At 60.7% G+C, this 24,585-nt stretch carries 20 protein-coding genes, 3 tRNA genes and 1 pseudogene; 2 read left to right on the top strand and 22 right to left on the bottom strand.

All coding sequences use genetic code 11. The features are described 5' to 3' along the window. A complete protein-coding gene (locus tag AC1EJZ_RS03205) occupies positions 1 to 981 on the top strand; it encodes an esterase/lipase family protein (RefSeq protein ID WP_058237185.1) in 981 nt (326 codons plus the stop codon). Here the strand turns inward: AC1EJZ_RS03205 and AC1EJZ_RS03200 are convergent. The 6 genes from AC1EJZ_RS03200 to AC1EJZ_RS03175 form a co-directional block, all read right to left on the bottom strand. Then, positions 978 to 2,192, bottom strand: coding sequence for a UDP-N-acetylmuramate dehydrogenase (locus AC1EJZ_RS03200; RefSeq protein ID WP_480293937.1), 1,215 nt, complete (start codon positions 2,190 to 2,192; stop codon positions 978 to 980). The two genes, AC1EJZ_RS03205 and AC1EJZ_RS03200, sit on opposite strands and share 4 nt — an antisense overlap. 1 nt (position 2,193) lies before the next feature. Then, a complete protein-coding gene (locus tag AC1EJZ_RS03195; RefSeq protein ID WP_480293936.1) occupies positions 2,194 to 3,426 on the bottom strand; it encodes an MFS transporter in 1,233 nt (410 codons plus the stop codon). Positions 3,427 to 3,577: 151 nt separating this feature from the next. Next, entirely contained in the window at positions 3,578 to 3,748 is a 171-nt protein-coding gene (gene rpmG, locus AC1EJZ_RS03190) for a 50S ribosomal protein L33 (protein ID WP_074026201.1), read from the bottom strand. A 55-nt stretch (positions 3,749 to 3,803) separates the two neighbouring features. Further along, positions 3,804 to 3,877 (bottom strand) — tRNA-Met (locus tag AC1EJZ_RS03185). 33 nt (positions 3,878 to 3,910) lie between these two features. After that, positions 3,911 to 3,983 (bottom strand) — tRNA-Thr (locus AC1EJZ_RS03180). Positions 3,984 to 4,099: 116 nt separating this feature from the next. Then, positions 4,100 to 4,181 (bottom strand) — tRNA-Tyr (locus AC1EJZ_RS03175). A 137-nt stretch (positions 4,182 to 4,318) separates the two neighbouring features. On the opposite strand from AC1EJZ_RS03175, the gene AC1EJZ_RS03170 reads away from it, so the two are divergent. Continuing rightward, positions 4,319 to 4,822, top strand: a complete 504-nt coding sequence (locus AC1EJZ_RS03170) for a YajQ family cyclic di-GMP-binding protein (protein WP_480293935.1) — start codon at positions 4,319 to 4,321, stop codon at positions 4,820 to 4,822. Between the two features lie 351 nt (positions 4,823 to 5,173). Here AC1EJZ_RS03170 and AC1EJZ_RS03165 read toward each other — a convergent pair whose 3' ends face one another. The 16 genes and pseudogenes from AC1EJZ_RS03165 to AC1EJZ_RS03090 form a co-directional block, all read right to left on the bottom strand. Then, entirely contained in the window at positions 5,174 to 6,064 is an 891-nt protein-coding gene (locus tag AC1EJZ_RS03165) for a M48 family metalloprotease (RefSeq protein ID WP_480293934.1), read from the bottom strand. A gap of 12 nt (positions 6,065 to 6,076) precedes the next feature. Continuing rightward, positions 6,077 to 7,576 carry an FAD-dependent oxidoreductase gene (locus AC1EJZ_RS03160; RefSeq protein WP_117394388.1) on the bottom strand — a complete coding sequence of 500 codons (1,500 nt, stop codon included), beginning with the start codon at positions 7,574 to 7,576 and terminating at the stop codon, positions 6,077 to 6,079. A 123-nt stretch (positions 7,577 to 7,699) separates the two neighbouring features. Then, a complete protein-coding gene (locus AC1EJZ_RS03155; RefSeq protein WP_480289486.1) occupies positions 7,700 to 8,725 on the bottom strand; it encodes a polyprenyl synthetase family protein in 1,026 nt (341 codons plus the stop codon). After that, entirely contained in the window at positions 8,722 to 10,290 is a 1,569-nt protein-coding gene (gene nuoN / locus AC1EJZ_RS03150) for an NADH-quinone oxidoreductase subunit NuoN (protein ID WP_058237866.1), read from the bottom strand. The genes AC1EJZ_RS03155 and nuoN overlap by 4 nt, the downstream gene beginning before the upstream one ends. A 5-nt stretch (positions 10,291 to 10,295) precedes the next feature. After that, positions 10,296 to 11,939 (bottom strand): complex I subunit 4 family protein, encoded by a 1,644-nt coding sequence (locus tag AC1EJZ_RS03145; protein WP_480293933.1) that lies wholly within the window; start codon positions 11,937 to 11,939, stop codon positions 10,296 to 10,298. A gap of 18 nt (positions 11,940 to 11,957) precedes the next feature. Then, a complete protein-coding gene (nuoL, locus tag AC1EJZ_RS03140) occupies positions 11,958 to 13,913 on the bottom strand; it encodes an NADH-quinone oxidoreductase subunit L (protein ID WP_480293932.1) in 1,956 nt (651 codons plus the stop codon). A gap of 15 nt (positions 13,914 to 13,928) precedes the next feature. Further along, complete coding sequence (gene nuoK, locus AC1EJZ_RS03135) at positions 13,929 to 14,228, bottom strand: NADH-quinone oxidoreductase subunit NuoK (protein ID WP_058237190.1); 300 nt, start codon at positions 14,226 to 14,228, stop codon at positions 13,929 to 13,931. 191 nt (positions 14,229 to 14,419) lie between these two features. Continuing rightward, a pseudogene (locus tag AC1EJZ_RS03130) lies at positions 14,420 to 15,313 on the bottom strand (NADH-quinone oxidoreductase subunit J); the annotation flags it as partial. A 20-nt stretch (positions 15,314 to 15,333) separates the two neighbouring features. Beyond that, complete coding sequence (gene nuoI / locus AC1EJZ_RS03125; RefSeq protein WP_058237191.1) at positions 15,334 to 16,026, bottom strand: NADH-quinone oxidoreductase subunit NuoI; 693 nt, start codon at positions 16,024 to 16,026, stop codon at positions 15,334 to 15,336. Continuing rightward, positions 16,019 to 17,359, bottom strand: a complete 1,341-nt coding sequence (nuoH, locus tag AC1EJZ_RS03120) for an NADH-quinone oxidoreductase subunit NuoH (RefSeq protein ID WP_058237868.1) — start codon at positions 17,357 to 17,359, stop codon at positions 16,019 to 16,021. The genes nuoI and nuoH overlap by 8 nt, the downstream gene beginning before the upstream one ends. Continuing rightward, positions 17,359 to 19,953, bottom strand: coding sequence for an NADH-quinone oxidoreductase subunit G (locus AC1EJZ_RS03115; protein ID WP_058237192.1), 2,595 nt, complete (start codon positions 19,951 to 19,953; stop codon positions 17,359 to 17,361). Before AC1EJZ_RS03115 ends, nuoH begins: the two co-directional genes overlap by 1 nt. After that, positions 19,950 to 21,251, bottom strand: a complete 1,302-nt coding sequence (gene nuoF, locus AC1EJZ_RS03110) for an NADH-quinone oxidoreductase subunit NuoF (RefSeq protein WP_480293931.1) — start codon at positions 21,249 to 21,251, stop codon at positions 19,950 to 19,952. Before nuoF ends, AC1EJZ_RS03115 begins: the two co-directional genes overlap by 4 nt. Further along, a complete protein-coding gene (gene nuoE, locus AC1EJZ_RS03105) occupies positions 21,248 to 21,937 on the bottom strand; it encodes an NADH-quinone oxidoreductase subunit NuoE (RefSeq protein WP_058237194.1) in 690 nt (229 codons plus the stop codon). The genes nuoF and nuoE overlap by 4 nt, the downstream gene beginning before the upstream one ends. Continuing rightward, a complete protein-coding gene (locus AC1EJZ_RS03100; protein WP_070725367.1) occupies positions 21,934 to 23,289 on the bottom strand; it encodes an NADH-quinone oxidoreductase subunit D in 1,356 nt (451 codons plus the stop codon). Before AC1EJZ_RS03100 ends, nuoE begins: the two co-directional genes overlap by 4 nt. Further along, a complete protein-coding gene (locus tag AC1EJZ_RS03095; protein WP_070725414.1) occupies positions 23,289 to 23,975 on the bottom strand; it encodes an NADH-quinone oxidoreductase subunit C in 687 nt (228 codons plus the stop codon). The genes AC1EJZ_RS03100 and AC1EJZ_RS03095 overlap by 1 nt, the downstream gene beginning before the upstream one ends. Positions 23,976 to 24,028: 53 nt before the next feature. After that, on the bottom strand, positions 24,029 to 24,583 hold the full coding sequence (locus AC1EJZ_RS03090) for an NADH-quinone oxidoreductase subunit B (protein WP_058237196.1): 555 nt from the start codon (positions 24,581 to 24,583) through the stop codon (positions 24,029 to 24,031). Positions 24,584 to 24,585: the final 2 nt, after the last annotated feature.

Genomic DNA, 24,585 nt, shown 5'->3' with positions numbered 1-24,585 from the left:
ATGAACGAACACGAGAATGCTGCTGAATCGGTTCGGCAGTGGCCGCTGTGGCACTGGTTCGCCCCTGCGGAGACGTTGCGCCAAGAGGTACCTTCGTGGGTCACGATACCGCCAATTCCGCAGCGCCTGGCCGTCGCTGCCAACGATTTAGTGGGCGCTGCGCGCCGTCGCCTCCAGCTCATGACATCTGTCGTATGCGACACGCTTTCGGCGGCCGGTGATTCGTCCGGCAGTCAGAACGGTTCGGATGATTCGGCAGCCTCACCATCGGCCGGCCCGCAGTCACCCTCGCCGATAACCGTAACAAGTAGCGCGCTCGCCCAGCCTGCCACAGACGCGGGTACGTCCACTCAGCCTGCCGCGAGCGCACACACACCTGCGACGCTCGCCGCGAGCACAGCAACGCCTGACTGCGCGGCGCGGCCAGTCGCCATCGGGATTCCCGGCATCTGGGAGTCGCGCCACTATCTCGACCCGTGGGCGCGCGCGCTGGCCGACGCCGGGTGGGACGCACGAATCCTGGAAGGCGTGCGCGCTATGCGCCGCCCGATTGACACGATTGCTCAGATGGCCGAGCGCTACCTTGCGCGAGAAAACCTCACTCATGTGCTGCTCTATTCGCATTCCAAAGGCGGACTGGTGGCCAAAGCGATCATGGCCGGTCCCGAGGGATGGCGTATTCGGCACCTCATCACCTTTGCGACGCCCTTCGACGGAGCACCGATCGCACGCCTGTTGCCGATCCCGAGTTTGCGTGAACTCTCCCCCGGCTCCCCCGCCATTCGCCCCCTGGCCTCACGCACTGACCTGAACGCACGGATCACTCAGATTGAGGCGACGTGGGATGAGAACGTCCCTCCCACTACGCTTCCAGGCGCGCATCGCCGAGTCATTTTGCCCATCTACGGTCACGGTCAGATGCTTGAATCGCGCGGAGCAGCACGAACATTGGTCCAGCTGGCTGAGCCGTACCGCTGTTAAATTTGCTCTCCCAGGACAACGGGTTCTGGCACAAGCGTCACGCCAAAACTTCCCTTCACCCCTGCGCGCACCGCCCGCGCCAGATCACGGATATCCTGTGCGCAGGCTCCTCCTCGGTTAGTCAGCGCCAGGACGTGCTTAGTGGACAGTGAAGCGCGCGCCGAACTGTGGCCACCGCACGGTTCACACTCGTCAGACAGCGCAAACCCTTTTCCAAAACCCGCACGGTCGATCAGCCACGCTGCCGATGTCTTGACCAGGCCCCGCCCAGCGTCAAATCGCGGAGCCTCAGGTGGCAACAGCCGCTCCGCCTCATCGGCATCAAGAATCGGGTTCGTGAAGAACGATCCGGCCGACCACGTGTCATGGTCCCCCTCGTCAATCACCATGCCCTTGGAGGCACGCAGGCGCAGGACCTCGCTGCGTACGCGATTCGTCTCGACCTGCTGTCCAATTGGAACGTCCAATGCGCGCGCGAGCTGGGAATACGCGACGGGTGCAGACATGTGCGAGTGTGTGAGCTGCAGCGTGACATCTAGGACGACCCAGCGCCCGGTAGGCCCCCACTGCGAGCCGTCCATGCGAGGTGTCAGACGCGACTGCTTCAGAATGGATGAACGATAGCCGAGCTCAAGGTCATCGTGGGTCAACTCGACGCGGCGCTGCTCAAGGCGATCCCACGCGCCTATGTGGAGCAGTGTGTGGGCAACTTCGCCGCCGTACGCTCCGATGTTCTGCACAGGTGCCGCCCCAACCGTTCCGGGGATTCCTGACAGTGCTTCCAGGCCCGACAGCCCCCGCTTCACACTCTCATTGACGAGGGCGTCCCACGCCACGCCAGATGCAGCCGTCACGATGACAGGTGAGCTCTGCGGCGCAGATGGCTCCGAGGGGGTCCAGGTGACATCTGTTTCAAGGCTTGCGCGAGCGTCACGAATCACCGTTCCATCAAACGGTGCATCGTCAGCCAGGATGTTCGATCCGCCGCCCAAAATCAGGAGGCGGTCAGGGCTGTGTTCATCGTCGGCGCGGCGCACCGCATCAATGAAGGCGTCTTCAGTGCAAGGCTCAACGAGGGTGGCCACCGGACCGCCGACACGAAAGGTCGTCATGTCAGACAGGCGGGGGGCATGCGTACGGGCGCGCGGGCGCCTATGCTCCTCGGCGTTGATCGATGGTCGGTTCTTCCCCTGTTCGCTCACGTAGGACATCCTAGCTGTCTGACTCAGGGCGCAGGTAGCGTGTCAGCCACGCACCAACCGCAACCGGAACAACCAGACACGTCAGAGCACGGTGGTACCCGATATGCGAGGCGAGCAAGCCGAGCACAGGCGGACCGATCAGGAATGCGCCGTAATTGATGGTGGACAGCACCGACAGGCGCGCAGCTGTCATCGACGGGTCGTGGGACAGGGCAGAAGCACCGGTGGGATACACCAGGGCGGCGCCGAATGCCCACAACACCACGCCAATCATCGCAATACCCCACACGGGTGCGAAACCGACCAGGACCAGTCCGGGACATGCGGCGATCAGCATGCCACGCAATAAAACATCAGGTGGCCAGTGCCGACGCAGCCACGCCGCACTGAGTCTGACGACCACCACCGTGGCGAGGAAACCGGACAGTACCGCAGAACCTTGCGCCGCCGTCATGTCGTACCCATCAACCATCGCCAGTGCAAGCCAATTATTTGCTGACCCCTCCAGCAATCCCGAGGACAACACCATCAGGCCGATCAACAGCGTGCGTTTTTCGCCCCACGCCTTTCGCGTACGGGCCGTTGATCCGCCGCTTCCAAATATCCGGCGACGCTTGGGAGCGCCGTCGCTCACAGATTGGGCGAGCACATCGTCCTCGGTGAGCAGGAACGCGGTTGCGACTGCGACGCAGGTCAGGCCAAAGACGATCACTCCCAGCAGGTGATAGGTGACGTGGACGGCCGCCCTCGCCATTGCGGCACCTGAAAGTGCGCCGGTGACTGTGCCGATCGAGAACATCGCGTGGAATCGATCCAGGATTGGGTGGCCGAGGGCGACTTCGATTAGTCCGCCTGCAGTGTTAATTGTTGACCCTGTCAACGACATCCCCATCGACACGAAGATGAGGCTCAGTGACAACAAATCGAGCGACCCCACGTGGATAGATGCCACCACGCAGCCCATACCCACAGCCCACAGCACACCCGCGAGGCGGCCGCTCATACGCGGCCCAATCGCCCCGACTACCGGGCCTGAGGAGGGAAGCGCCACCAGTGACCCGATAGAGCCGATGAGGAGCATTGCGCCGATCTGAGTCGGGCTGAGGTTCAGAGAATCACGCACTGCCGGCAAGCGAGACACCCACGAGGAACTGGCAAAGCCCATGAAAAAGAACATAGCGGCGTCAGCAATGACGGCACGACGTATCCGCGATTGGGGCAGATCTCTGCGTGACAGGCTCATGACAGCCTTCCCTGTGGCCATATTGTGCCGATCGAATAAGTGCCGTGCGTGGCTATCTAGTGCGCCGGGGCGGCGGAAACGCAGCGTGCATAAACCCCCGGGCTGTTGAACAGCTCCGGGGGCATGACAGTTGCGAGGCGTCGCTGGAACGTCACCGAGTTTCGCGGTGCGTCGTCGACTTGCGGCAACGCGGGCAATACTTGGCCAGCTCGAGGCGGTCAGGCGTATTGCGACGATTCTTCCTGGTGATGTAGTTACGTTCCTTGCACTCCGAGCACGCCAGAGTGATCTTGGGGCGAACGTCCTGAGACTTGCTTGCCACGATCTTTCCTTCACTTGAGGTTCTGAGATTATCGCCGGAGACCGGGAGGTCACGGTAGCGGGGGCGGGACTCGAACCCGCGACCTCACGATTATGAGTCGTGCGCTCTAACCAGCTGAGCTACCCCGCCGTGGTAGGTCGCGACTGCGAGGCCGCAAACCAGAGCCCCGAAAGGGAATCGAACCCTTGACCTTCTCCTTACCATGGAGACGCTCTGCCGACTGAGCTATCGGGGCAACGAGAGAAACTCTAGCCTGACACTCATGCTCGAAGCAATCTCCAGGCCTGAGAGCATCCTCACGTCGCAGAACTGAGCACCTCGAGAGCGAAGCACTTGTGGCATTCAGTCCAGTGGCGGGGGAGGGATTCGAACCCCCGAAGCATTCCGCGGCTGATTTACAGTCAGCTCCCTTTGGCCGCTCGGGCACCCCGCCATTGACACCAATCATCGGTGCCGTGAAAGAATAACAAAAATACAAGCGTGAGCGCCAATCGGATCACCGGTTTTGACCCGCTCAAATGCGAGATATCGAGCACACTCATAGCCAGACGCTGATAGGAAGGGATTCCCATGGCTGATTCATCATTCGACATTGTCTCCAAACTCGACCGCCAGGAAGTGGATAACGCTGTCAATCAGGCGGCGAGGGAGGTGTCCCAACGCTACGACTTCCGTAACGTGGACGCATCGATCGAGCTGTCGGGCGATACCGTGGTGATGGAAGCGAACTCCCCCGAACGCGTGATAGCCATTGTGGACGTGCTGCGCTCCAAGCTCACCAAACGCAAGGTTTCACTCAAGGCGCTGGATCTGAAGGATCGTGACCCTCAGCCGTCCGGAAAAATCTATCGACTGGTCGCTCCCCTGCGCGAAGGTATCAGCCAGGACAATGCCAGGAAGATTACAAAGCTGATTCGCGACGAAGGCCCGAAGGGCGTGAAGGCACAGATCCAGGGAGATGAGGTTCGCGTTTCGTCAAAGTCGCGCGATTCCCTGCAGGAAGTCATCGCACTGCTCAGAGGTGAAGCGGGCCAGAAGATCGACTGCGCGTTGCAGTTCGTGAACTATCGGTAGGATCACCGCCGTCAGATAGCGGCCTTCACCCCCTCTGCCTTGTCCCCAACTGTCGATCTGGAGGCAGTGCGGGCGTCCTCGCCCATATCTGAAGCACCCCACTCTCCTGTCCCCAACTGTCAACCTGGAGGCAGCTTCACCTATGCGAGCACTGATTGCTTCCCTCACTGCAAGGTAAAACTGCAGGAAAATAGGGATTTCCCACGTATCAGCCTGACAAGGCTGGCAGGGAAGGTGCAGCCTGGCGTCTTCTGATCGACAGTTGGGAAAATCAGAGAGTGCGTGCGCAGGGAGCTCGCATTCGCGTCCTAATCGACAGATGGGAAAATGAGAGAGGAGCCGATGTTCGGCCTAATAGCCGGCCAGTTCCTCCAAGCGGCGGATCCGCTCTTCCATCGGCGGGTGCGTGGACATGAGCGAGCGCACCGATTCCCCACTGAACGGATTCGCAATCATCATCTGGGCTGCTCCCTGGTGCTCCGGTGTACGCTCAAGTGGCACGCGGCTGGTGCCCACCTCAAGCTTCTTCAACGCCGACGCTAAAGCAAGGGGATCGTGCGACAAAATCGCGCCGTCGTGATCCGCCTCGTACTCACGCGTGCGCGAAATCGCCAGCTGGATGAGCATGCCGATCAGCGGCGCAACAATCGCGGCGACCAGTGACAATATCAGTCCGGCCGCTCCCCCACCGTCACGGTTACGACGGCTGCCGCCTCCCATCCACAGCAGAGAGCGCCCAGCAATTGCCATGATGCCCGCCAGGGACGAGGCGATTGCAGTAATCAGAATGTCACGGTTGTACACATGAGACAGCTCATGCCCGATCACACCGCGCAGCTCACGCTCATTGAGCAGATCGAGGATACCGGCGGTCACGCACACCGCAGCATTTTTCGGGTTACGTCCCGTTGCAAACGCGTTAGGCGCCATCGTCGGCGCAATCCACAGTGTCGGCATTGGCTGATCGGCCTGCCGGCTCAGATCCTCGACAATGCGGTAAACCTCCGGATACATACTTTGATCCATAGGCTCGGCATTCATCTGGCGCAGCGCCAAGGACGCCGAGTTCCAGTAGGTGAAGAACGTACCGATCAGCGATACGCCGCCCATCACCCACAGCCACACCATCGACCCGGTTGTATGCGCCAAAATCGCACCAATACCGAGGAGCACCGCCCACAGGACGGCAAACAGAAGGATTGTGCGCACTGTGTTGGACGCGACACGCGAACGCGATTTCATATCTCTAGTGTCTCATTCGCCGCGCGGACCGGTGTAGTGATCACCAAATCGCTCAATAGCCGTGGGCACGCCCATCTCACCGGGCTGACCAATCAGGTCCTCATCGTCGTGCGAATGCTCTTCACCGCGAGAAATCGCCGTCATCGCATTGCGGGAGACAACCTTGATGCGCTCACGGATGCCGCGACCACCAGAAAGCTCACCATACCGTGAGCCCAGTTCGCGTTCGTACGCATCCAGCAGCTCCCAGCCTTCCCATGTCGTGTACGCGACGCCACGCTCGTCAAGCAGTTTGATCATCGCATCGTGCCCCACTGCTTCACTGGTGGCATGCAGAGCGCCAGCCTCTGCATCTTCAACCAGGTGCGCAATGGTCTGCTGCGCATCCGACTTCGTGGAGCCGATCAGGCCCACGGGGCCACGCTTCACCCATCCGGTCGCGTACACGCCTGAAACAATTTCCGTTGACCCCGGCTCGGTGACAACGCGTCCCTCGTTATTCGGGATCACGCCACGAACCTCGTCAAACGGCACGCCGGGGATGGGCGACGAAAAGTACCCGACGGCCCGGTACACGGCCTGCACTGGCCAGTCAGTCATCACTCCGGTGCCGCGCACACTGCCGTCACCGACCAGTTCAGTGCGTTCGGTGCGCAGTGCGCGCACGTTACCTTTGCTGTCCGCCAGAATCTCCGAAGGTGACTGGAACAGGTGGATATGGATACGGCGAGAAGCGTGACGCTCGTCTGGATCCACCGAGGCGTAGTTCGTCAGTGTCTTGACGACCTGGCGCTGCTGGTTGGATGAGCGCATCGTCTGTTCGGAGCCTTCATCAAAATCAAAGTCTTCCTCATCGACAATCACGTCAACGTCGGGCACTTTGCCCAGTTCACGCAGCTCGAGTGGCGTGAACTTGACCTGCGCGGGACCTCGGCGGCCAAAAACATGTACATCGGTGATGGGATTGTCTTCGAGAATTTTCGCCACGTTGTCCGGCACTTCAGTCACCATCAGGTCATGCACATGCTTAGAGAGGATGCGGGACACATCCAGCGCCACATTGCCCACACCGATGACGGCAACCTCGCGCGCGTCAAGCGGCCAGGTGCGCGGGTAGTCCGGATGCCCGTCGTACCACGAGACAAAGTCGGCTGCACCATATGACTGCGGCAGGTCGACACCTGGGATGTTTAGCGGAGCATCACGGTCAGCTCCGGTTGCCAAGATGACGGCGTCGTAGTGTTCGCGCAGATCGTCGATCGTCACGTCGCGACCGATCTCCACGTTGCCGAGCAGGCGGATGTCGCCTCGCTGCAGGATCTTGTAGAGGGCAACGATGATTTGTTTGATGCGCGGATGATCAGGAGCCACGCCGTAGCGAACGAGTCCGTAGGGAGCAGGCAGGCGTTCGAACAGGTCGATATTCACATCGAGATCTGATTTCGACAAGATGTCCGAAGCATAAATACCAGCCGGGCCGGCCCCGACAACGGCAACGTTCGTTGCTGTCACAGTCATTCGTCCCTTCTCAGGCTCACCACGCACGAATGAGCGTGGCTCGAGCCGCGTTTTCGATACAACACACCATCCTAGCGCGCTTCACAGGAACGGCACTATGGCGCCGCCCACGCACGATCAGGACAAGCGGTTGACCATAAGATGAGCGAAAGCAGTCAGCGCCTGTTTGGGTTCAGAATCGTCGAGGGCGTCCAGCACTGCCACTGCATCGTCGCACCACTTTTCAGCTAGGTCGCGAGTCTCCTGCAGCACTTGGTGATGGCGCAGCATGTCAACAACGTCAGCCAGGACGCCATCGGAACTCAGATCCCCGTCGATTGCGTCCAGGATTTCCTGGCCTGCCGCATCGTCACCGTTGTGTGCCACGTGGCGGCGCAACAGCAAGACGGGCAGTGTATCCACGCCTTCACGCAGGTCAGTTCCCGGGGTCTTCCCTGAGGTCTCACCTGTGGAGGCAAGATCCAGAACATCATCAGCGATCTGGAATGCGACGCCGACCTTCTCACCGTAGGTGGCAACAAGGTCAGCGACCTCTCTGCCGGCTCCGCCGTGGAAGGCTCCAAAGAAAGCTGATGCTGAAAGGAGCGATCCTGTCTTATCTGCCAAAACCTGCAGATAGAACTCGACCGGGTCGGCGTCTTCGGGTGGTCCGAAGGTTTCGTTGAGCTGCCCCATGCACAGACGCTCAAAGGTGTCTGAGTGATGCGCCACCGATTCAGGTCCCAGGGAAGCTATCAGGCGTGATGCCCTGGCAAAGAGCACATCGCCAGCGAGGATGGCGCGGTTGTTACCCCACATGTGCTGTGCGGAGGTAACCCCGCGCCGAGTGGGTGCGCTGTCCATGACGTCGTCGTGATAGAGCGATGCCAGGTGCGTCAGCTCCATTGCGGTTGCTGCGCTGATGACACGCTCGCTCGTTGCGCGCTCGGGGTCACCGAGCTGCGCACACACAAGCGTCAAAGCCGGGCGGATCCGTTTGCCTCCCGCCACGCTCAGATGGCGTGTGAGTTCTTCGACCAGGTCACGCCCGCCTCGAACTGCGTCGTTCAGCAGCTCCTCCACGCTTTCCAGCGCAGGAGTGATACGCGCTTCGAGAGAAGGGACGTCAAGGTCAAGTACGGAATAAGAATTCACAGCTGTCACGGCAAGAAGATAGCGACATTTGAGAGCATTGACAAGACGGGCCCAGGAACGATGCCCAGCAGGATCGTCCCAAGCGCACACACAGCAATAGCGATCGCAGTGAGGCCTTCGCTCTTAATGACCACGGTGTTCTCACTTGGTTCAGTGAAGAACATCAGGCGAACAACACGGAAGTAGTAGAACGCTGTTGCCACGGAGCACAGCAGGCCGATCGCAACCAACCATCCGAGTTGGCCAGCGAAGGCATCTGAAAATACAACGAACTTTCCAATGAAGCCGCTGGTCAATGGAATGCCGGCGAATGACATCAGGAACACCAGGACGCTGCCTGCCAGCAGCGGGCTGCGTTTGCCCAGTCCGGCCCAGCGATCCAAAGCCGTTGCCTCTCCGCCTACCTCCAGCGAATCACCAGAGCGGGTGCCGGAGCGAACCAGCGTAACCGCAGCGAAGGAGCCGATGGTGGCCAGCGCGTATGCCAGGACGTAGAACAGGACGTGGCCTGCCGATCCCTTGACCAGGGACAAGACCGCCAGCAGGATGAAGCCCGCATGCGCGATTGACGAGTACGCCAGCATGCGTTTGATGTCTGTTTGGACCAGACCTGCGACGGTGCCAACCACCATCGTCAGGACAGCGATAATACTCATCGGGATCAGCAGATCCCATGTGAAGTGTCCGGCGAGGACCTGGTAGAAACGCAGGATCGCGGCAAAGGCAGCCATTTTCACTGCAGCTGCCATGAAACCGGTGATCGGGCTGGGTGCGCCGGTGTAAACGTCAGGCGTCCATGCGTGGAACGGGGCAGCACCAACCTTGAAGAGCAGGCCCACCAGCACCATGACGATGCCGGCCAGCAACAGCCAGTCCATCTCGCCCGTGCTCTGGGTCATGACCTTGTACACTCCGGAGAACTTCAGTCCACCTGAGTATCCGTACAGCAGTGCCATGCCCATCAGGAAGAAGGCCGAGGCGAATGCGCCGAGGATGAAGTACTTCAGCGCGGCTTCCTGTGACAGTTGGCGGCGACGGCGCGCTGTTGCACACAGGATGTACAGCGGTAGCGACATCACCTCGAGTGCCACGAACAGCATGATCATTGAGTCCGCTGCAGGGAACACCATCATGCCACCCAGCGAGAACAGGACGAGGGCAAACATTTCCGAACGTTGGTAGCGCTTCTTTTCTGTCAGCTCCTCATCGACGGAACCGGGACGGTCCGAGGGCTGTCCAGCGAAGGCTCCATCACGAATCTGCGTACGATCCGCGATGACGAGCAACGCCAGGAAGGTGATGACGGCAAGAATCAGTTGCGCACCCACTGTCAGCGGGTCCTCAATGTATTCATCGAAACCCTGCGGCGTGTCAGCTACGACAACCCAGCGCCATGAGAGCACGACGATAGCTGCAGCGGTCACGACGAGGGAGACCCCAATTCCCAGCGGGCGACGAAGGCGTGCGGGGGCAAATGATTCAACCAGGACTGCCAGTACTGCTCCACCGAGCACAATCAGCACTGGTGTCAGGCTCGCCCACGGAACACTGGCCGTAGTTGTAGCGACGTTCATGGGAATCACTTGGAGCTCCCTTCAGTTGACGTATCGGCAGGTGCGTCAGAGGTTTGCCCATCTGTCTGCGCTGGCGCACTCGCCGCGCTTCCTGCGTTCAAGACCTGGTCTGATACCGGGGTCAGTGCTCCGACAATCGGAGCAGACCACAAGCCGATGACAGCCATCGCGATGATCAGCGGCGTCACGACGGCCTTTTCGCGACCGTTCATGTCAGTGAGGTGGCGCATTGGTTCGTTTGGCGGGCCGGTGAAGACCTTCTGATACGGCAGCAGCACGTACAGGGCGGCAATGATGACACCCAGCACAGCGAACAGCGCGATCGGAACTGACACGGAGAAGGACCCCATCAGCACCATGTATTCAGGGACGAACCCTGACAAGCCAGGCAGGGCGATTGAAGCCAAACCGGACACCAACCACGTGCCGGCGATCACCGGAGTCACACGCTGCATTCCGCGGTATGCAGGAATCTCGCGTGTCCCGCCTCGGCGGGTCAGGAAGCCGGAGATCAGGAACATGGCGGCGATCGAGACACCGTGAGCGACCATGTAGATCATCGCGCCGGTCAACGCCAGCTGCGAGCCGATGAAGATGCCCAGCACCATGAAGCCGAAGTGTGACACCGAGGTGTAGGACACCAGTCGCATAATGTCGTTTTGTCCGATGGCGGCCAGACCGCCCCACAGGATTGAGACGATGGCGGCAACGCACATGGCGACGGCGCACTTGGCCGCTGCCTGCGGGAAAAGGCTCACGCACAGCGTGATCATTCCGAATGTGCCGATCTTGTCGAGCACGCCGACCAGCAGGACGGATGTACCTGGGCGGGCAACTGCCGCCGTGTCAGGCAGCCATGTGTGGACCGGAACCATCGGCGCCTTGATGATGAAGGCGACCATGAAGGCCCAGAAGATTCCCATTGCCCACGAGGACGGCAGCATCGGGGTGAATTGAGAGAGAGTGTCCAGGCGGAAGAACGTCTCGGACTTTTGCGGGACAACTGCCCACAGTGCCACCAGACCGCCCAACATGGCCAGGCCACCGGCAAGCGAGTACAGCAGGAACTTGATGGCAGCCTTACGGCGTGCCACGGCCTCGCCCACTCCGTAGGTGCCGATCATAAAGAACAGCGGCACCAGCATCGCTTCAAATGCGATGTAGAAGACGATTACGTCGAAGGCTGCGAAGATCACGACCATGAACATTTCAAGGACGAGGATCAGCGCGCTATAGGCGCCCTCACGCGACTCACGTTCGTCAGCGTCAGCGTCGCGCGCGTCGCCCTCGTGCGTGGAACCGGCGAGGCGAGCAGGCGCAGCAAGCAGAACGAGCGGCACCAGTGCGACGGCCAGCAAGATCATCACAAGACCGAGGGCATTTACGCCGAGCGCCCATGACACGCCCATCTGCGGGATCCACGAATATGATTCACCGAGCTGGTGTGTGGCAGGTGTGGTCCAGTCGAATCGCGTGGCAACGATGATACCGAGCACCAATTCGATGAGCGAGGCGCCCAACGCCACGAGGCGTCCGCGCGCACGCAACCCCGGGATGAGGCCGACCAGTGCGCCGGCCACGAGCGGCCAGGCAACCATGATCGTCAGCCACGGGATTGAACTGGACTGGATGAGATCAGTAGTAGTCATTGATTCTCCTCCTCACCCTCACAGCCTGAAGCCGAGGACGATTGCCAAGACGACAAGAACGCCGCCAAGGATGTAAGACGCATAGGTTCGCACCAAACCGTTCTGTGTGATGGCGACGAGGCGACCCGCACCAACGGTGAGCCAGCTCAAGCCGCCCACTGCACCGTCGACCACCTTTCGATCGCCCTCTGTTGCCACGGTGACCAACGCCTGTCCGGGCATCATGAAGAGTTTCTCGTTGATGTGGTCCTGGTACAGATCCTGGCGTGCAGCCTGCGTGAGCGCGTTGCCTGCCGGGACGCCAATCGGGACCGGCTTCTTCACGTACATGAACCACGCAACGGCGACGCCGATCACGACAAGCAGCAGGGTGGCGACCTGGATCAGCCACACCGGCAGGACCGGCTCAACGTGAGGGGTCTCCCCCACTGCGGGAACCAGCCATGAGGTGAATGCTCCGCCGATGCTGAGCAGTCCACCGATGAGTACCGAGCAAACCGCCAGAATGATCATCGGGATGGTCATCAGAGGGGACGACTCGTGCGGGTGGACTTCCTGCTCGGGTGTCGAATCTGTCCAGCGTGCTTCTCCGTGGAAGATCATGAAGAACAGGCGCGACATGTAGAACGCGGTGATTCCGGCACCGAACATGGTGACCAGGCCGAATACCCATGGAGCCCAGGGTGTTGACATTCCGGAGAACGAGGACGCTGCAAATGCCGCCTCGATGAGCTTGTCCTTTGAGAAGAATCCGGAGAATGGCGGCACGCCGAGGATGGCGAGCCAGCCGCATGCGAACGTAATCCAGGTGACTTTCATCGCGGTGCGCAGGGCACCGAAGCGACGCATGTTGACCTGATCGTTCATGCCGTGCATGACGGAGCCTGCTCCCAAGAACATCAATGCCTTGAAGAAACCGTGCGTGAACAGGTGGAAGATGGCGAACGCCCAGCCGATGGGGCCAAGGCCCGCACCCAGAAGCATGTAGCCGATCTGCGACATCGTTGATGCTGCCAGCACCTTCTTCATGTCGTCCTTGGCCGAACCGACGATCGCGCCGAACAGCAACGTGATCGCACCGATGATCGCCACTGTCAGTGATGCGGCAGGGGCTGCCAGGAAGATCGCGCCGGAGCGGACAATCAGGTACACACCTGCGGTCACCATCGTGGCCGCGTGGATCAGCGCGGACACCGGCGTCGGGCCGGCCATTGCGTCACCGAGCCATGCCTGCAGTGGGAACTGCGCGGACTTACCGCAGGCAGCGACCAGCAGGAAGATACCGATGAGTGTCGCCTGTGCAGTGGACAGTCCCGCAGCTGCAGTGCTGACGTCATTCATGGAGACGGAGCCGACATAGGCAACCATCCCCATCATGGCGATCAGCATGCCCATGTCACCGACACGGTTCATGACAAACGCCTTCTTCGCGGCGGTCGCATTGTCGGGCACCTGGTTCCAGAAGCCGATCAGCAGGTATGAGGCAAGGCCTACGCCTTCCCATCCCATGAAGAGCACTGCGTAAGAATTCGCGATGACCAGTGTCAGCATGGAGGCGATGAAGAAGTTCAAGTAGGCAAAGAAGCGGCGGCGATCCCGGTCGTGTTCCATGTAGGCGATGGCGTATACGTGGATGAGCGAGCCCACGAAGGTCACGAGCATCACGAAGGTCATCGACAGCGGGTCGATCAGGGTTCCGAAGTTGATGGACAGGTCGCCGGCCGGAATCCACGAGAACAGATCGATGGACAGTCGTCGCTCACCTGCTGGAAGTCCAAGCATCTGCACCAGGATAACGACGCCGACAACGAATGACGCCCACGAGGCGATCACACCGAGGATGTGGCCCCATTTGTCTGCGCGCCGCCCAAGGACGAGCAACAGGATTGCGGACGCCAGTGGGATCGCGACCATAAGCCACGCAAGTGCTGCCGGCCCTGTTGCGGCCGTCAAAGCGGGGAGGGTAGTGGTCATTGAAATGGTCCTCCCTTAGTTCTTTAGCAGGTTGTTGTCGTCCACGCCGGTTGTCGCGCGTGCACGGAAGATGGATACGATGATGGCCAGTCCGACGACCACTTCAGCTGCGGCGACAACCATGACAAAGAACGCCATGATCTGTCCGGCAACATCTGCGTGGATACGTGCGAAGGTCACGAGGGCGAGGTTCGCGGAGTTCAGCATGAGCTCCACACCCATCAGTGAGATCACAGCGGAACGCCTCACGAGGACTACGACCGCTCCGATGGAGAAGATCACGCCCGCGAGGATCAGGTACCATGCCATACTCATTTGGCAGCTCCTTCACCAGGTGTGTGCGGCTGAGCATTGTTATTGCTTCCGCCCTGCGTAGGGCCGGCGTTCGCGCCCGGTCCCTGTACATGATCAGTATTGGCTTGTCCGGCATCCGGTGCGGTCTGCACCTCGCCCATGCCCTTCGGATCAGCTTCGTTGGCCGAGGTCTCGGCCTGCGCGTTGCGGTCAGCCGCGGACGCTTCAGGCTGGTTGAGGCCGGTGGGCGCGGAAGGCCCCGGCATGCCCCAGGCTCCGGATCGAGGAACCGACACGTTTTTTCCTGCCTTGAATGGTGAATCGTCCAGCAGCCCGGCGCGCGTCAGCTGCAAAGACTCTGCAATGTCAGGGGCAACCTGGTTCAGTGAACGGCCCAATCCTCGCACGCGGAAGACACGCGGCACGGAATCTTCCACCGGGGCGAGTGTGTCGCCGCCGATTGCCGGAACGTCCGTTGCGTTCGAATGAGCGAACACGCCAGGCGCCGGAAGCTGTCCAATGTGACGGCCGCTTTCCTTGAAGGCCTTCATCTTGGCTTCAGCCGTAGTGCGCTGGTTGAACGAGGGTCCCAGGCGGTCCGTGTGAGTCAGCAGCATCGCGCCGATCGCGGCAGTGATGAGCAGAGTGCCCGCTAGTTCCATTGACATCCAGTGGTCTGCGAACAGTGAGGATGCCAGCGAGGTGACCGGCTCATTGGAGTACGGGTCAACGCTCGAGGCTTTGCTCGCGGACAACACTGTTTTCGCGCCGATACCGGCAAAAATGGCGATCATGCCGAGCCCGCCGATGCATGCGGCAGTGATTGCACCGCGTGACTGGAATTGGTATCCGTCGGTGGCTCCCAGGCCGATCATCATGATGACGAACAAGAACAGCATCATGATGGCGCCGGTGTAGACGACGACTTGGACAGCACCCAAGAACGGTGCTCCCAGAGCGATGAACAATACTGCCAGTCCAATCATCACCGCGACCATACAGATCGCGGAGTACGCAGCTTTCTTGAAGAAGAGCACACCGAGGGCGCCCAGCACCATGACGACGGCGACGCAACTGAAAAGGATCGCCTCGCCTGTGCTGCCCATCAGTGGCCATGCTGTTTCTGTCACCGCGCAGCCTCCTGTTCAACTGGTTGTGCAACCGCCTGCTGAGCGGACTGCAGTGAAGAATCTTCGGGTCGACGCTCGCGTACCCAGTCGATCTGGCGTTGCGTCGGTCCAGTCACCTCACCCTTGTAGTAGTCGTCGTCGGACATGCCTTCGACCATCGGGTGTGGTGGTGCCAGCATGCCGTCGGCAAGGGGAACAAGGAGCTGGTGCTTTTCGTAGATTTCCGCTTCGCGGCGGTACTCCGACAGTTCGAAGTTGTGTCCCATGGTGAGCGCACGCGTGGGGCAAGCTTCGATGCAGAATCCGCAGAAGATGCAACGCAGGTAGTTGATCTGGTAGACCGCGCCGTAACGTTCCCCTGGCGAGTACTGTGCGTCAGGCGTGTTTGAGTGGGCTTCGACGAGGATGGCGTCGGCCGGGCAGGCCCACGCGCACAGCTCGCAGCCGATGCACTTTTCCAGGCCGTCGGCGTAACGGTTGAGCTGGTGGCGCCCGTGGAAACGCGGCTGCACGAACGGCCCCTCGAAGGGGTACTGTTCGGTGACAGTGGGGCGGAAGAATGACGTGATCGTCACGCCATACCCTGCCACGGGGGCAAAGAACTCACTGACCGGGCCGCGATGATCGTGCTCGTAGAGCAGCTCCTCATCGGGTCCCAATGGCGGAAGATGCTTGTCTGACTTACTCATCGGTTTCCTCCTGAGCATCAGTCGCGACAGTCGTGTTGGCTGCAACCCCAACTGGCTGGGCTCTGCCGGCTCGCGGTGACGGCGGCAGCTGCTGGCCGGGCTTGGGCGGGACAGGGAATCCGTCGGCTAACGGATCGAACGTTTCGGTCACGTCGTCTCCCTCGCCGGTGGTTTCGCCCTCACCGGAATCCAGGAACCACATGACTGCAAGGGCGATGACGAAGATCGCGAGGATCACGCCAAGGATCACCGGCATTGAGGTGTCAACCCAGGCGGTCACTCCACGCAGCACTGCTACGGCAACGACCCATGCCAGGGCAACCGGGATGAGACGCTTCCAGCCAAACTGCATGAACTGGTCGTATCGGATACGCAGCAGCGTGCCTCGCGTCCAGATCATCAGGAACATGAAGAACCACATCTTCAGGAAGAACCACACGATTCCGAACCATCCGTCGTTGATGACGGGCACGTGCGACAACGGCCACGGTGCGTGCCATCCGCCAAAGAACATGGTGGTTGCCACGGCTGACACGTTCAGCATGTTGACGTATTCGGACAGGTAGTACCAGCCGAATTTCATGGAGGAGTACTCCGTCATGTGTCCGGCGACAAGTTCGCCTTCAGCTTCGGGCAGGTCAAAAGGCAGACGGTTGACCTCGCCGACTGCCGAGATGCAGTAGATAACGAAGGCGGGTGCCAGCGTCACTGCCCACCAGAACGGAGTCTGTGCGGCAACGATCTGGGAGGTGGACATTGATCCCGACATAATGAACACGGAGACCAAGGCCAGGCCCATCGACAGTTCATAGGAGATCACCTGCGCGGATGAACGCACGGCGCCGTACAGCGGCAGCGTCGAACGCGTCGACCAGCCACCGAGGACGATGCCGTACAGGCCCAGCGAGGTGATCGCCAGGATATACAGCGCAGCAACCGGCATGTCGGCCAGCTGCAGTGGCGTTGAGTGGCCGAACATGTTGACGTTCGGGCCAAGCGGGATCACTGCGAACACGCTGAATGCGCAGAACGCTGCGATGGCCGGGGCCATGAAGTAGAGGAACTTATCGGAGCGCCTGGTCCACATGTCCTCTTTGAACAGCAGTTTCAACGCGTCAGCGAAAGCCTGGAACAGGCCGAACGGGCCGGCAACGTTCGGGCCGGGCCTGGTCTGCATGCGTCCCAGTCCGCGTCGTTCCACCCACAGGGCGAGCAACACGTTGAAAATCAGGAACAAGATGATGAAGACCGCTTTGATGAGGGTCAGCCACCACGTTTCCTGGGAGAAGTCCGCCACTGTGTAGTCGGGAATCGCCAGCGGAAGCGTTGTCATCATCGGGTCACCTCCACTGCGTGTGAGAGCGTCACAACGGAACCGGCTGTTCCCAGTGACTCATGTACAAGTGATCCTTGGGAGCACTCAGGCAGCCAGACCACACGATCGGGCAGATCGGTGACCTCCACCGGCAGCGTGAGCGATCCGCGTTCGGAGCTAACAGTCAGGGTGTCGCCTTGCGACATTCCCAAAGCCGACAGCGTTGCCTGCGAGATGAAGGCAACGGGGCGGCGCGCTGTTCCAGCCAGCTGCGGTGCGCCGTCCTGAAGGCGTCCGGCGTCGAGCATCGGTTTGTGAGTGGCCAGAACAGCCTGTCCCTCGCTCACCGATTCGACGGGCGGGGCGGTTGTGGTAGCCACATCCATGACGCAGCGTTCACCGGACCAGTCCATCACGGGGTTGACCTCGTCATACAGATCCTTCAGCGTGGCTCCACCCAGATCGACATCAAATTCGCGCGCCAGTCGCACGAGCACATCGCGATCAGTCAGCGAGCGTGACGAGATCGCCTGGCCGAAGGGGCGCAGTCGGCCTTCCCAGTTGATGAAGGTACCGTTCTTTTCCAGTGGCGGGGCAACGGGCAGCACCACGTCAGCAAGCTCAGTGACATCGGACGCGCGCACTTCCATCGACACGAGGAAGTCCACTGCGTCGAGCGCATTGCGTGCCGCTTTCGGATCGGGCAGGTCACGCAGGTCAACACCTCCCACGATCAGGGCGCTGACAGAGCCGGTGCGCACACCGTCCAGAATGTCCTGAATGTCCATGCCGGTTGTGGTCGGCATGCCTGCCGTATCCCAGCCCATGCTTTCGCGGGCACCGGCATCGGCAAGTGAGCGACCAAATGGCAGCAGGCCGGGAAGAAGTCCGGCTTCAACCGCTGCGCGGTCACCGCTTCGGCGTGGAACCCACTGGAGTCGGGCTCCAGTTGCCTGAGCGAGCTTGGCGGTTGCAGTCAGCAGCCCGGGGGTGCGCGCTGCGCGTTCTCCGACCAGGATGATCCCGCCGTCGGACAGAGACTCGACGAGGGCGGTGCCTTCGGCCGCTGCTCCGCTGGTGAGCGACGCGAGAACTTCGGTTTCAGTTCCGGGTGCGGCGTGCACCACCTGTGCGTTGAGCTTGAGTGATCCACTTGTCGTCATCGGCGCAATGGTCGTGACGTGAGTGGTTCCCTTCAGGACGCCTTTACGCAAGCGCAGGAAAATGGATCCGCATTCGTCTTCGGGCTCGAGTGCGACCAGCAGGACGCTCCCGGCCTTTTCCAGATCCGCATACGTCACACCCAGGCCTGTTCCTGCTACGTGTGCTGCGAGGAATTGGCGTTCTTCCTCGCTGGTTTCGCGAACGCGTGCATCGATGGAATCGGTCCCCACAACAGTGCGAGCAAACTTGGACCATGCCCAGGCATCCTCGAAGGTCAGACGGCCGCCAGGAAGCATGCCAACTGTTCCCTTGTCACGCGCCACCTTCAGTCCTTCAGCCACGCGGTGCAGCGCGTCGGCCCAGGAGGTCGGCACCATCTGACCGTTTTCGCGAACCAGCGGTGTGGTCAGGCGGGATTCACGATCCCATTCAAAGGCGAAGCGATCCTTGTCGGTGATCCACTCTTCGTTCACGTCCGGATCGTTGCCGGCCATGCGGCGCACGACCTGGCCGCGACGCACGTCGATACGGATCGCTGATCCGGATGCGTCGTGTTCTGACACCGACGGTGTGGAAACCAGGTCGAAGGGGCGTGCACGGAAGCGGTAGGACGACGCGGTGAGCGCGCCGACCGGGCAGATCTGAATAACGTTGCCGGAGAAGTACGAGGCGAATGCGCGTCCCGACTGGTCGTATCCTGATGGTGGAAGCTCTCCCCCGTTGATGGATCCAATGACGCCAGCCTCGCCGTATGGACCAGACAGCGGCACAGTTCTCGCGTCGTGGGCACCTTCGTCGTGGAACCCGATGACCTGGGTGTCGAAGGAGCCGATCTGTTCGCCCATGAAGTAATGGTCGTCTGTCGGTGAGGTACCGCCGCCGCGACCTTGCAGGTCGATGAACGCGTCGCCTGCAATCTCCTTACCGAAACGCACGCAGCGCTGGCACAGGATGCAGCGGTCACGGTCCAGCATGATGTGGCTGGTCAGCTTCAGAGGCTTGGGGAAAGTGCGCTTGGCGTCAGCGAATCGTGACTTTGCGCGTCCTTCTGTCATGGCCTGGTTCTGCAGGGGACATTCGCCGCCCTTGTCGCAGATAGGGCAGTCCAGCGGGTGGTTGATCAGCAGGAACTCCATAACGCCGCGCTGTGCTTTGTCGGCAATCTCGGAGGTGAACTGGGTCTTGACGACCATTCCCGGGCTGACTGTCTGTGCGCATGAGGGCTGCGGCTTGGGCATGAAGCGCAGCTCGCCGGTCTTGCGGTCAGGCATTCCGACTTCGACAAGGCACTGGCGGCATGCAGCTGCAGGTGCGAGCAGTGGGTGATCGCAGAATCGTGGAATACGAATTCCAGCCTGTTCCGCAGCGCGAATGACCAGCGTTCCCTTGGGAACGGACATCTGGATGTCATCGATCGTAATATCGACCATTTCTGGCGCGTCGCTCATCGGGCACCTCCTCTAGTGAAGTTAGCTGACGCTTCGTACGGGAACAGCTCCTGTGCGGGCGTCGTCAAACCGGCTTCGAATTCTTCTCGGAACTTGCTGATGCCGGACCTGATTGGTGTGGCTGCAGCGTCACCGAGTGCGCAGAAGCTGCGACCGGCGATGTTCCCGGCGATCTCTTCGAGCAGATCGACGTCTCCGGGAAGTCCTTTGCCCTGTTCCAGGCGCAGCATGATCTGCTTGAGCCAGTGCGTTCCTTCACGGCACGGCGTGCATTTGCCGCACGATTCGTGCTGGTAGAACTCGGTCCAGCGGGTAATGACGCGCACGACCGATGTGGTCTCGTCGAACACCTGCAGTGCACGCGTTGCCAGCATCGATCCGGCCTGTCCCACGGATTCGTAATCGAGGGACACATCAAGTTCAGCTTCGGTAAACAGCGGGGTGGATGATCCGCCTGGTGTCCAGAACTTGAGGGTGTGGCCTTCGCGGATGCCTCCGGCCATGTCGATCAGTTCGCGCATCGTGATGCCGAATGGTGCTTCAAACTGGCCTGGGTTCTTGACGTGGCCTGAGACGGAGAAAATACCGTGGCCCTTGGATTTTTCCGTGCCCATCGAGGCGTACCAGTCGTCTCCGTTGCGGAAAATCCCTGGCACCTGCGAAATGGATTCGGCATTGTTAATAACAGTCGGGCGCGCGTACAGGCCTTCAGCTGCCGGGAACGGGGGCTTCAGGCGCGGATGTCCGCGACGACCTTCCAGGGAGTCCAGCAGTGCGGTTTCTTCACCGCAGATGTAGGCACCGGCACCTGCGTGAGCAATGATGCGCAGGTCTTCCAGCAGGCCAGCCTCTTCAGCTTCGCGAATCGCATTCAGGAGGCGGCGGTAGACGTGGACGACCTCGCCACGCAGGTAGACGAAAGCGTGGTGGCAGTTAATGGCGCGGCATGTGATCGCCATGCCTTCAACCAGAATGTGCGGGTTCGCCATGATCAGCGGGATGTCCTTGCAGGTTCCCGGTTCTGATTCGTCGGCGTTGACCACGAGGTACCGCGGCTTGCCGTCATCGGGAGGCAGGAAGGACCACTTGAGTCCGGTCGGGAAGCCTGCGCCGCCTCGGCCTCGCAGACCGGCAGCCTTGACCTTCTCGACGATGTCAGACGGTTCAAGGGCGCGGGCGGCTTTCAATCCTTCGTATCCGCCACGGCTCAGGTAAGACTGCAGCGTCCATGACCGCTCTGCATCCCACCCGCGCGTCAGGATCGGCGTGAGGGTTGATGGTGCGCTTAAGGAGCTCACTTGTCCTCCTCCTGTTCAGAACCGGTCCGCACCGGAGCATTCCAGTTGTTCTGCTCTGCGATGCGCAGGCCCAGCAGTGAGTTCTCGCCCGCCGAAGGGCCCTCATGCTCGTGACCATCAAGAAAACCGGCAAGTACGTGCTCGACCTCTTTGAACGTGTGGACCGTGTCGGCACCACGCGTCGGGTGGATCGGCTTATCGGCCTCGATGTCGTCGATCAGCTGAATCGCTGACTGCGGTGTCTGGTTATCGAAGAACTCCCAGTTGACCATCATGACGGGCGCGTAGTCACACGCGGCGTTGCATTCGAGGCGTTCCAGCGTAATCTTGCCGGATTCACTGGTCTCATCGGTGCCAACTCCCACATGCTGTGAGACGGCCTCCCAGATTGCGTCACCGCCCAGCACGGCGCACAGCGCGTTCGTGCACACGCCCACCAGGTAGTCTCCCGTGGGATGGCGCTTGTACTGGGTATAGAACGTCGCCACAGCGGATACTTCCGCACGTGTCAGGTCGAGGATGTCAGCGCACAGCGCGATGCCGTCAGCAGTGATGTATCCGTCAACGGATTGCACGAGGTGCAGCAGCGGAATCAGTGCTGAGCGTGAATGTCCGGTGGGATACCGGTCCACAACCAGCGCCGCTTCTTCACGCAGACGCTGTTCAACTTCTGGCGCGTAGCTCATCGGTCAACACCTCCCAAAACAGGGTCAATTGTTGCCAGGCAGACAACCACGTCAGCCAGCTGGCCCCCCTCGGTCATGATGGACAATGACTGCAGGTTGGCGAATGAAGGGTCACGGAAGTGCGCGCGGTAGGGGCGCGTGCCACCGCCGGAGACTACGTGGACCCCGAGCAGGCCCTTCGGATGTTCGATGGTCTGGTATACCTGACCGGCGGGAACAGAGAATCCCTCGGTCACCAGCTTGAAGTGGTGAATCAGCGACTCCATCGACTCGCCCATGATTTCGCGGATATGTTCGAGCGAGTTGCCCTGTCCGTCGGTTGCAACCGACAGCCGTGCCGGCCACGCGATCGAGGGGTCATCAACCATGGTCGGACCGCCCTCGCACTTCTCGAGGCGTCGGAGCACCTGCACGACGATGCGCAGTGACTGGTAGATCTCGTCGAAGCGAACGAGTGTGCGGTTGTAGGCGTCGGATGAATCGTAGGTGGGAACGTCGAATTCGAAATCTTCGTACCCGCAGTACGGTTGCATCTTTCGCAGATCAAACGGAATGCCGGCCGCTTTCAGGCCCGGTCCGGTCATACCGAGCGCCATAACTGCTGACAGCGGCATGTAGCCGGTACCAACGAAACGCTTTTTGAAGATCGGGTTCTGCAAGGTGAGGTCCTGCAGTTCGCCCACGTCTCTGCGGATGCGCGGCAGCTTTTCACGGATGAAGTCCACCGTTCCTGCCGGCAGGTCCTGTGCGACGCCGCCAGGTCGGATGTACGCGTGGTTCATGCGCAGGCCGGTGATGCGTTCGAAAATTCGCAGGATTTCTTCACGTGCGCGGAAGCCGATGGTCATCATCGTGGTGGCACCCAGCTCGTTGCCGCCGGTTCCGATTGCCACGATGTGCGAGGCTGCACGGTTGAGCTCCATCATGAGTACGCGGATCAGCGTGGCGCGCTCTGGAATCTGGTCGGTGATGCCCAGCAGTTTTTCCACCGCCAGGCAGTAGCCGACTTCCTGGAAGAACGGTGCGACGTAGTCCATGCGGGTGCAGAATGTGACGCCCTGTGTCCACGTGCGGTATTCCATGTTCTTTTCGATGCCGGTGTGCAGGTAGCCGGTGTCAACGCGTGTTTCGCGCACGAGTTCGCCGTCCAGTTCAAGGACCAGGCGGAGCACGCCGTGCGTCGAGGGGTGCACTGGACCCATGTTGAGCACGATGCGTTCGTTCGTGATCTTTTCGATTTCGGCGAGGACGTCTTCCCAGTCACCGCCCTGCGCCATGACTTCGGGAATGTCGTCGACATCGATGTTGGCTGTTCCGGGGGTTGCCCGGAAATTGACACGTTGTGCGTTCATCAGTTGTACGACCTCCGTGTGTCGGCCGGTGGAACGGTGGCTCCCTTGTATTCCACGGGAATGCCGCCCAGTGGGTAATCTTTGCGCTGCGGGTGTCCTACCCAGTCATCCGGCATCGCAGTACGCGTCAAAGAGGGGTGGCCATCAAAGATAATGCCCATCAGGTCCCACGTCTCGCGTTCCTGCCAGTCGTTCGCGGGGTAGATGTCGACGATGCTGGGGATGTGCGGATCTGCGTCCGGGCACGTGACTTCCAGTCGCAGCATCCTGTTATGGGTGATCGACATGAACGGGTAAATGGCGTGGAGTTCACGGCCCCTGTCGGCCGGGTAGTGCACGCCGTTGGTGCCGATGCACAGTTCAAAGCGCAGGTCCTGGTCGTCACGCAGGTGACGTGCCACGCGCTGAATGTGCTCGCGCGCAATGAAGATCGTCAGTTGATCGTGTTCGACAACGACCTTTTCGATGACGTCGTTGACATCAAGGCCATCCTCGGTAATCAGTTCTTCGAGGATGTCCACGACCGAGTCAAACCACGATCCGTACGGCCGCTGGCTGGGGGCAGCGAACGTCGCGGCCTGCTGCAGCCCGCCGAAACCGGTGGTGTCTCCGGCGTCGTGAACGCCGAACATGCCGGTGCGTTGGGCCACCACGTCGGGGGCCTGGAAGGATCCCAGCGCCTGCATCTGCCCCTGCGGCTGCACCTCATCAGGGGTAGGCGTCACTGATTCAGTTTCGCTCACGACAGGAGTCCCTTCATCTGGTGGGTCGGTGTAGCAGCAAGTGCTGCCTGCTCGGCCTTGCGTGCGATTTCCTGACGGTGGACGCCAAGCGGCTCTTTGCCGATCTGCTCACGCAGGGTGAGGACGGCGTGGATCAGCGCTTCGGGGCGAGGTGGGCATCCGGGCAGGTAGACATCCACAGGCAGGAAGTGATCGCAGCCCTGGATGACGGCGTAGTTGTTGAACATGCCGCCGGACGAGGCGCAGGCGCCCATCGAAATGACCCACTTGGGGTCGGCCATCGAGTCGTAGACGCGACGGATGATCGGTGCCATCTTGTGGGAGACACGACCCGAGACGATCATGAGGTCGGAGTGACGCGGCGAGGCGCGGAACACTTCCAGTCCGAATCGTGACATGTCAAAGCGAGGGGTGCCGGCTGCCATCATTTCAATCGCGCAGCACGCCAAGCCCATGGTGACAGGCCACTGGCTGTGTTTACGACCCAGCCCCAGCAGTTTTTCCATGCTGGTCAGAGCAATGCCTGCAGGTAACGCTTCTTCAATACCCATGA

Source organism: Pauljensenia sp. C0170B5 (assembly GCF_056590195.1).
The sequence above is the reverse complement of the archived record's forward strand: the minus strand, read 5'-3'. Positions and strand labels throughout refer to the sequence as shown.

Coding starts and splice junctions, on each gene's coding strand:
- nuoL (WP_480293932.1), bottom strand. CDS start 13,913: ATGACCACTACCCTCCCCGCTTTGACGGCCGCAACAGGGCCGGCAGCA.
- AC1EJZ_RS03115 (WP_058237192.1), bottom strand. CDS start 19,953: ATGAGCGACGCGCCAGAAATGGTCGATATTACGATCGATGACATCCAG.
- nuoK (WP_058237190.1), bottom strand. CDS start 14,228: ATGAGTATGGCATGGTACCTGATCCTCGCGGGCGTGATCTTCTCCATC.
- AC1EJZ_RS03165 (WP_480293934.1), bottom strand. CDS start 6,064: ATGAAATCGCGTTCGCGTGTCGCGTCCAACACAGTGCGCACAATCCTT.
- AC1EJZ_RS03170 (WP_480293935.1), top strand. CDS start 4,319: ATGGCTGATTCATCATTCGACATTGTCTCCAAACTCGACCGCCAGGAA.
- AC1EJZ_RS03200 (WP_480293937.1), bottom strand. CDS start 2,192: ATGTCCTACGTGAGCGAACAGGGGAAGAACCGACCATCGATCAACGCC.
- nuoI (WP_058237191.1), bottom strand. CDS start 16,026: ATGAGTAAGTCAGACAAGCATCTTCCGCCATTGGGACCCGATGAGGAG.
- AC1EJZ_RS03145 (WP_480293933.1), bottom strand. CDS start 11,939: ATGACTACTACTGATCTCATCCAGTCCAGTTCAATCCCGTGGCTGACG.
- AC1EJZ_RS03195 (WP_480293936.1), bottom strand. CDS start 3,426: ATGAGCCTGTCACGCAGAGATCTGCCCCAATCGCGGATACGTCGTGCC.
- nuoE (WP_058237194.1), bottom strand. CDS start 21,937: ATGAGCTACGCGCCAGAAGTTGAACAGCGTCTGCGTGAAGAAGCGGCG.
- AC1EJZ_RS03090 (WP_058237196.1), bottom strand. CDS start 24,583: ATGGGTATTGAAGAAGCGTTACCTGCAGGCATTGCTCTGACCAGCATG.
- nuoN (WP_058237866.1), bottom strand. CDS start 10,290: ATGAACGTCGCTACAACTACGGCCAGTGTTCCGTGGGCGAGCCTGACA.
- nuoH (WP_058237868.1), bottom strand. CDS start 17,359: ATGACAACGCTTCCGCTGGCGATTCCCGACTACACAGTGGCGGACTTC.
- AC1EJZ_RS03095 (WP_070725414.1), bottom strand. CDS start 23,975: ATGCAGGCGCTGGGATCCTTCCAGGCCCCCGACGTGGTGGCCCAACGC.
- AC1EJZ_RS03100 (WP_070725367.1), bottom strand. CDS start 23,289: ATGAACGCACAACGTGTCAATTTCCGGGCAACCCCCGGAACAGCCAAC.
- AC1EJZ_RS03205 (WP_058237185.1), top strand. CDS start 1: ATGAACGAACACGAGAATGCTGCTGAATCGGTTCGGCAGTGGCCGCTG.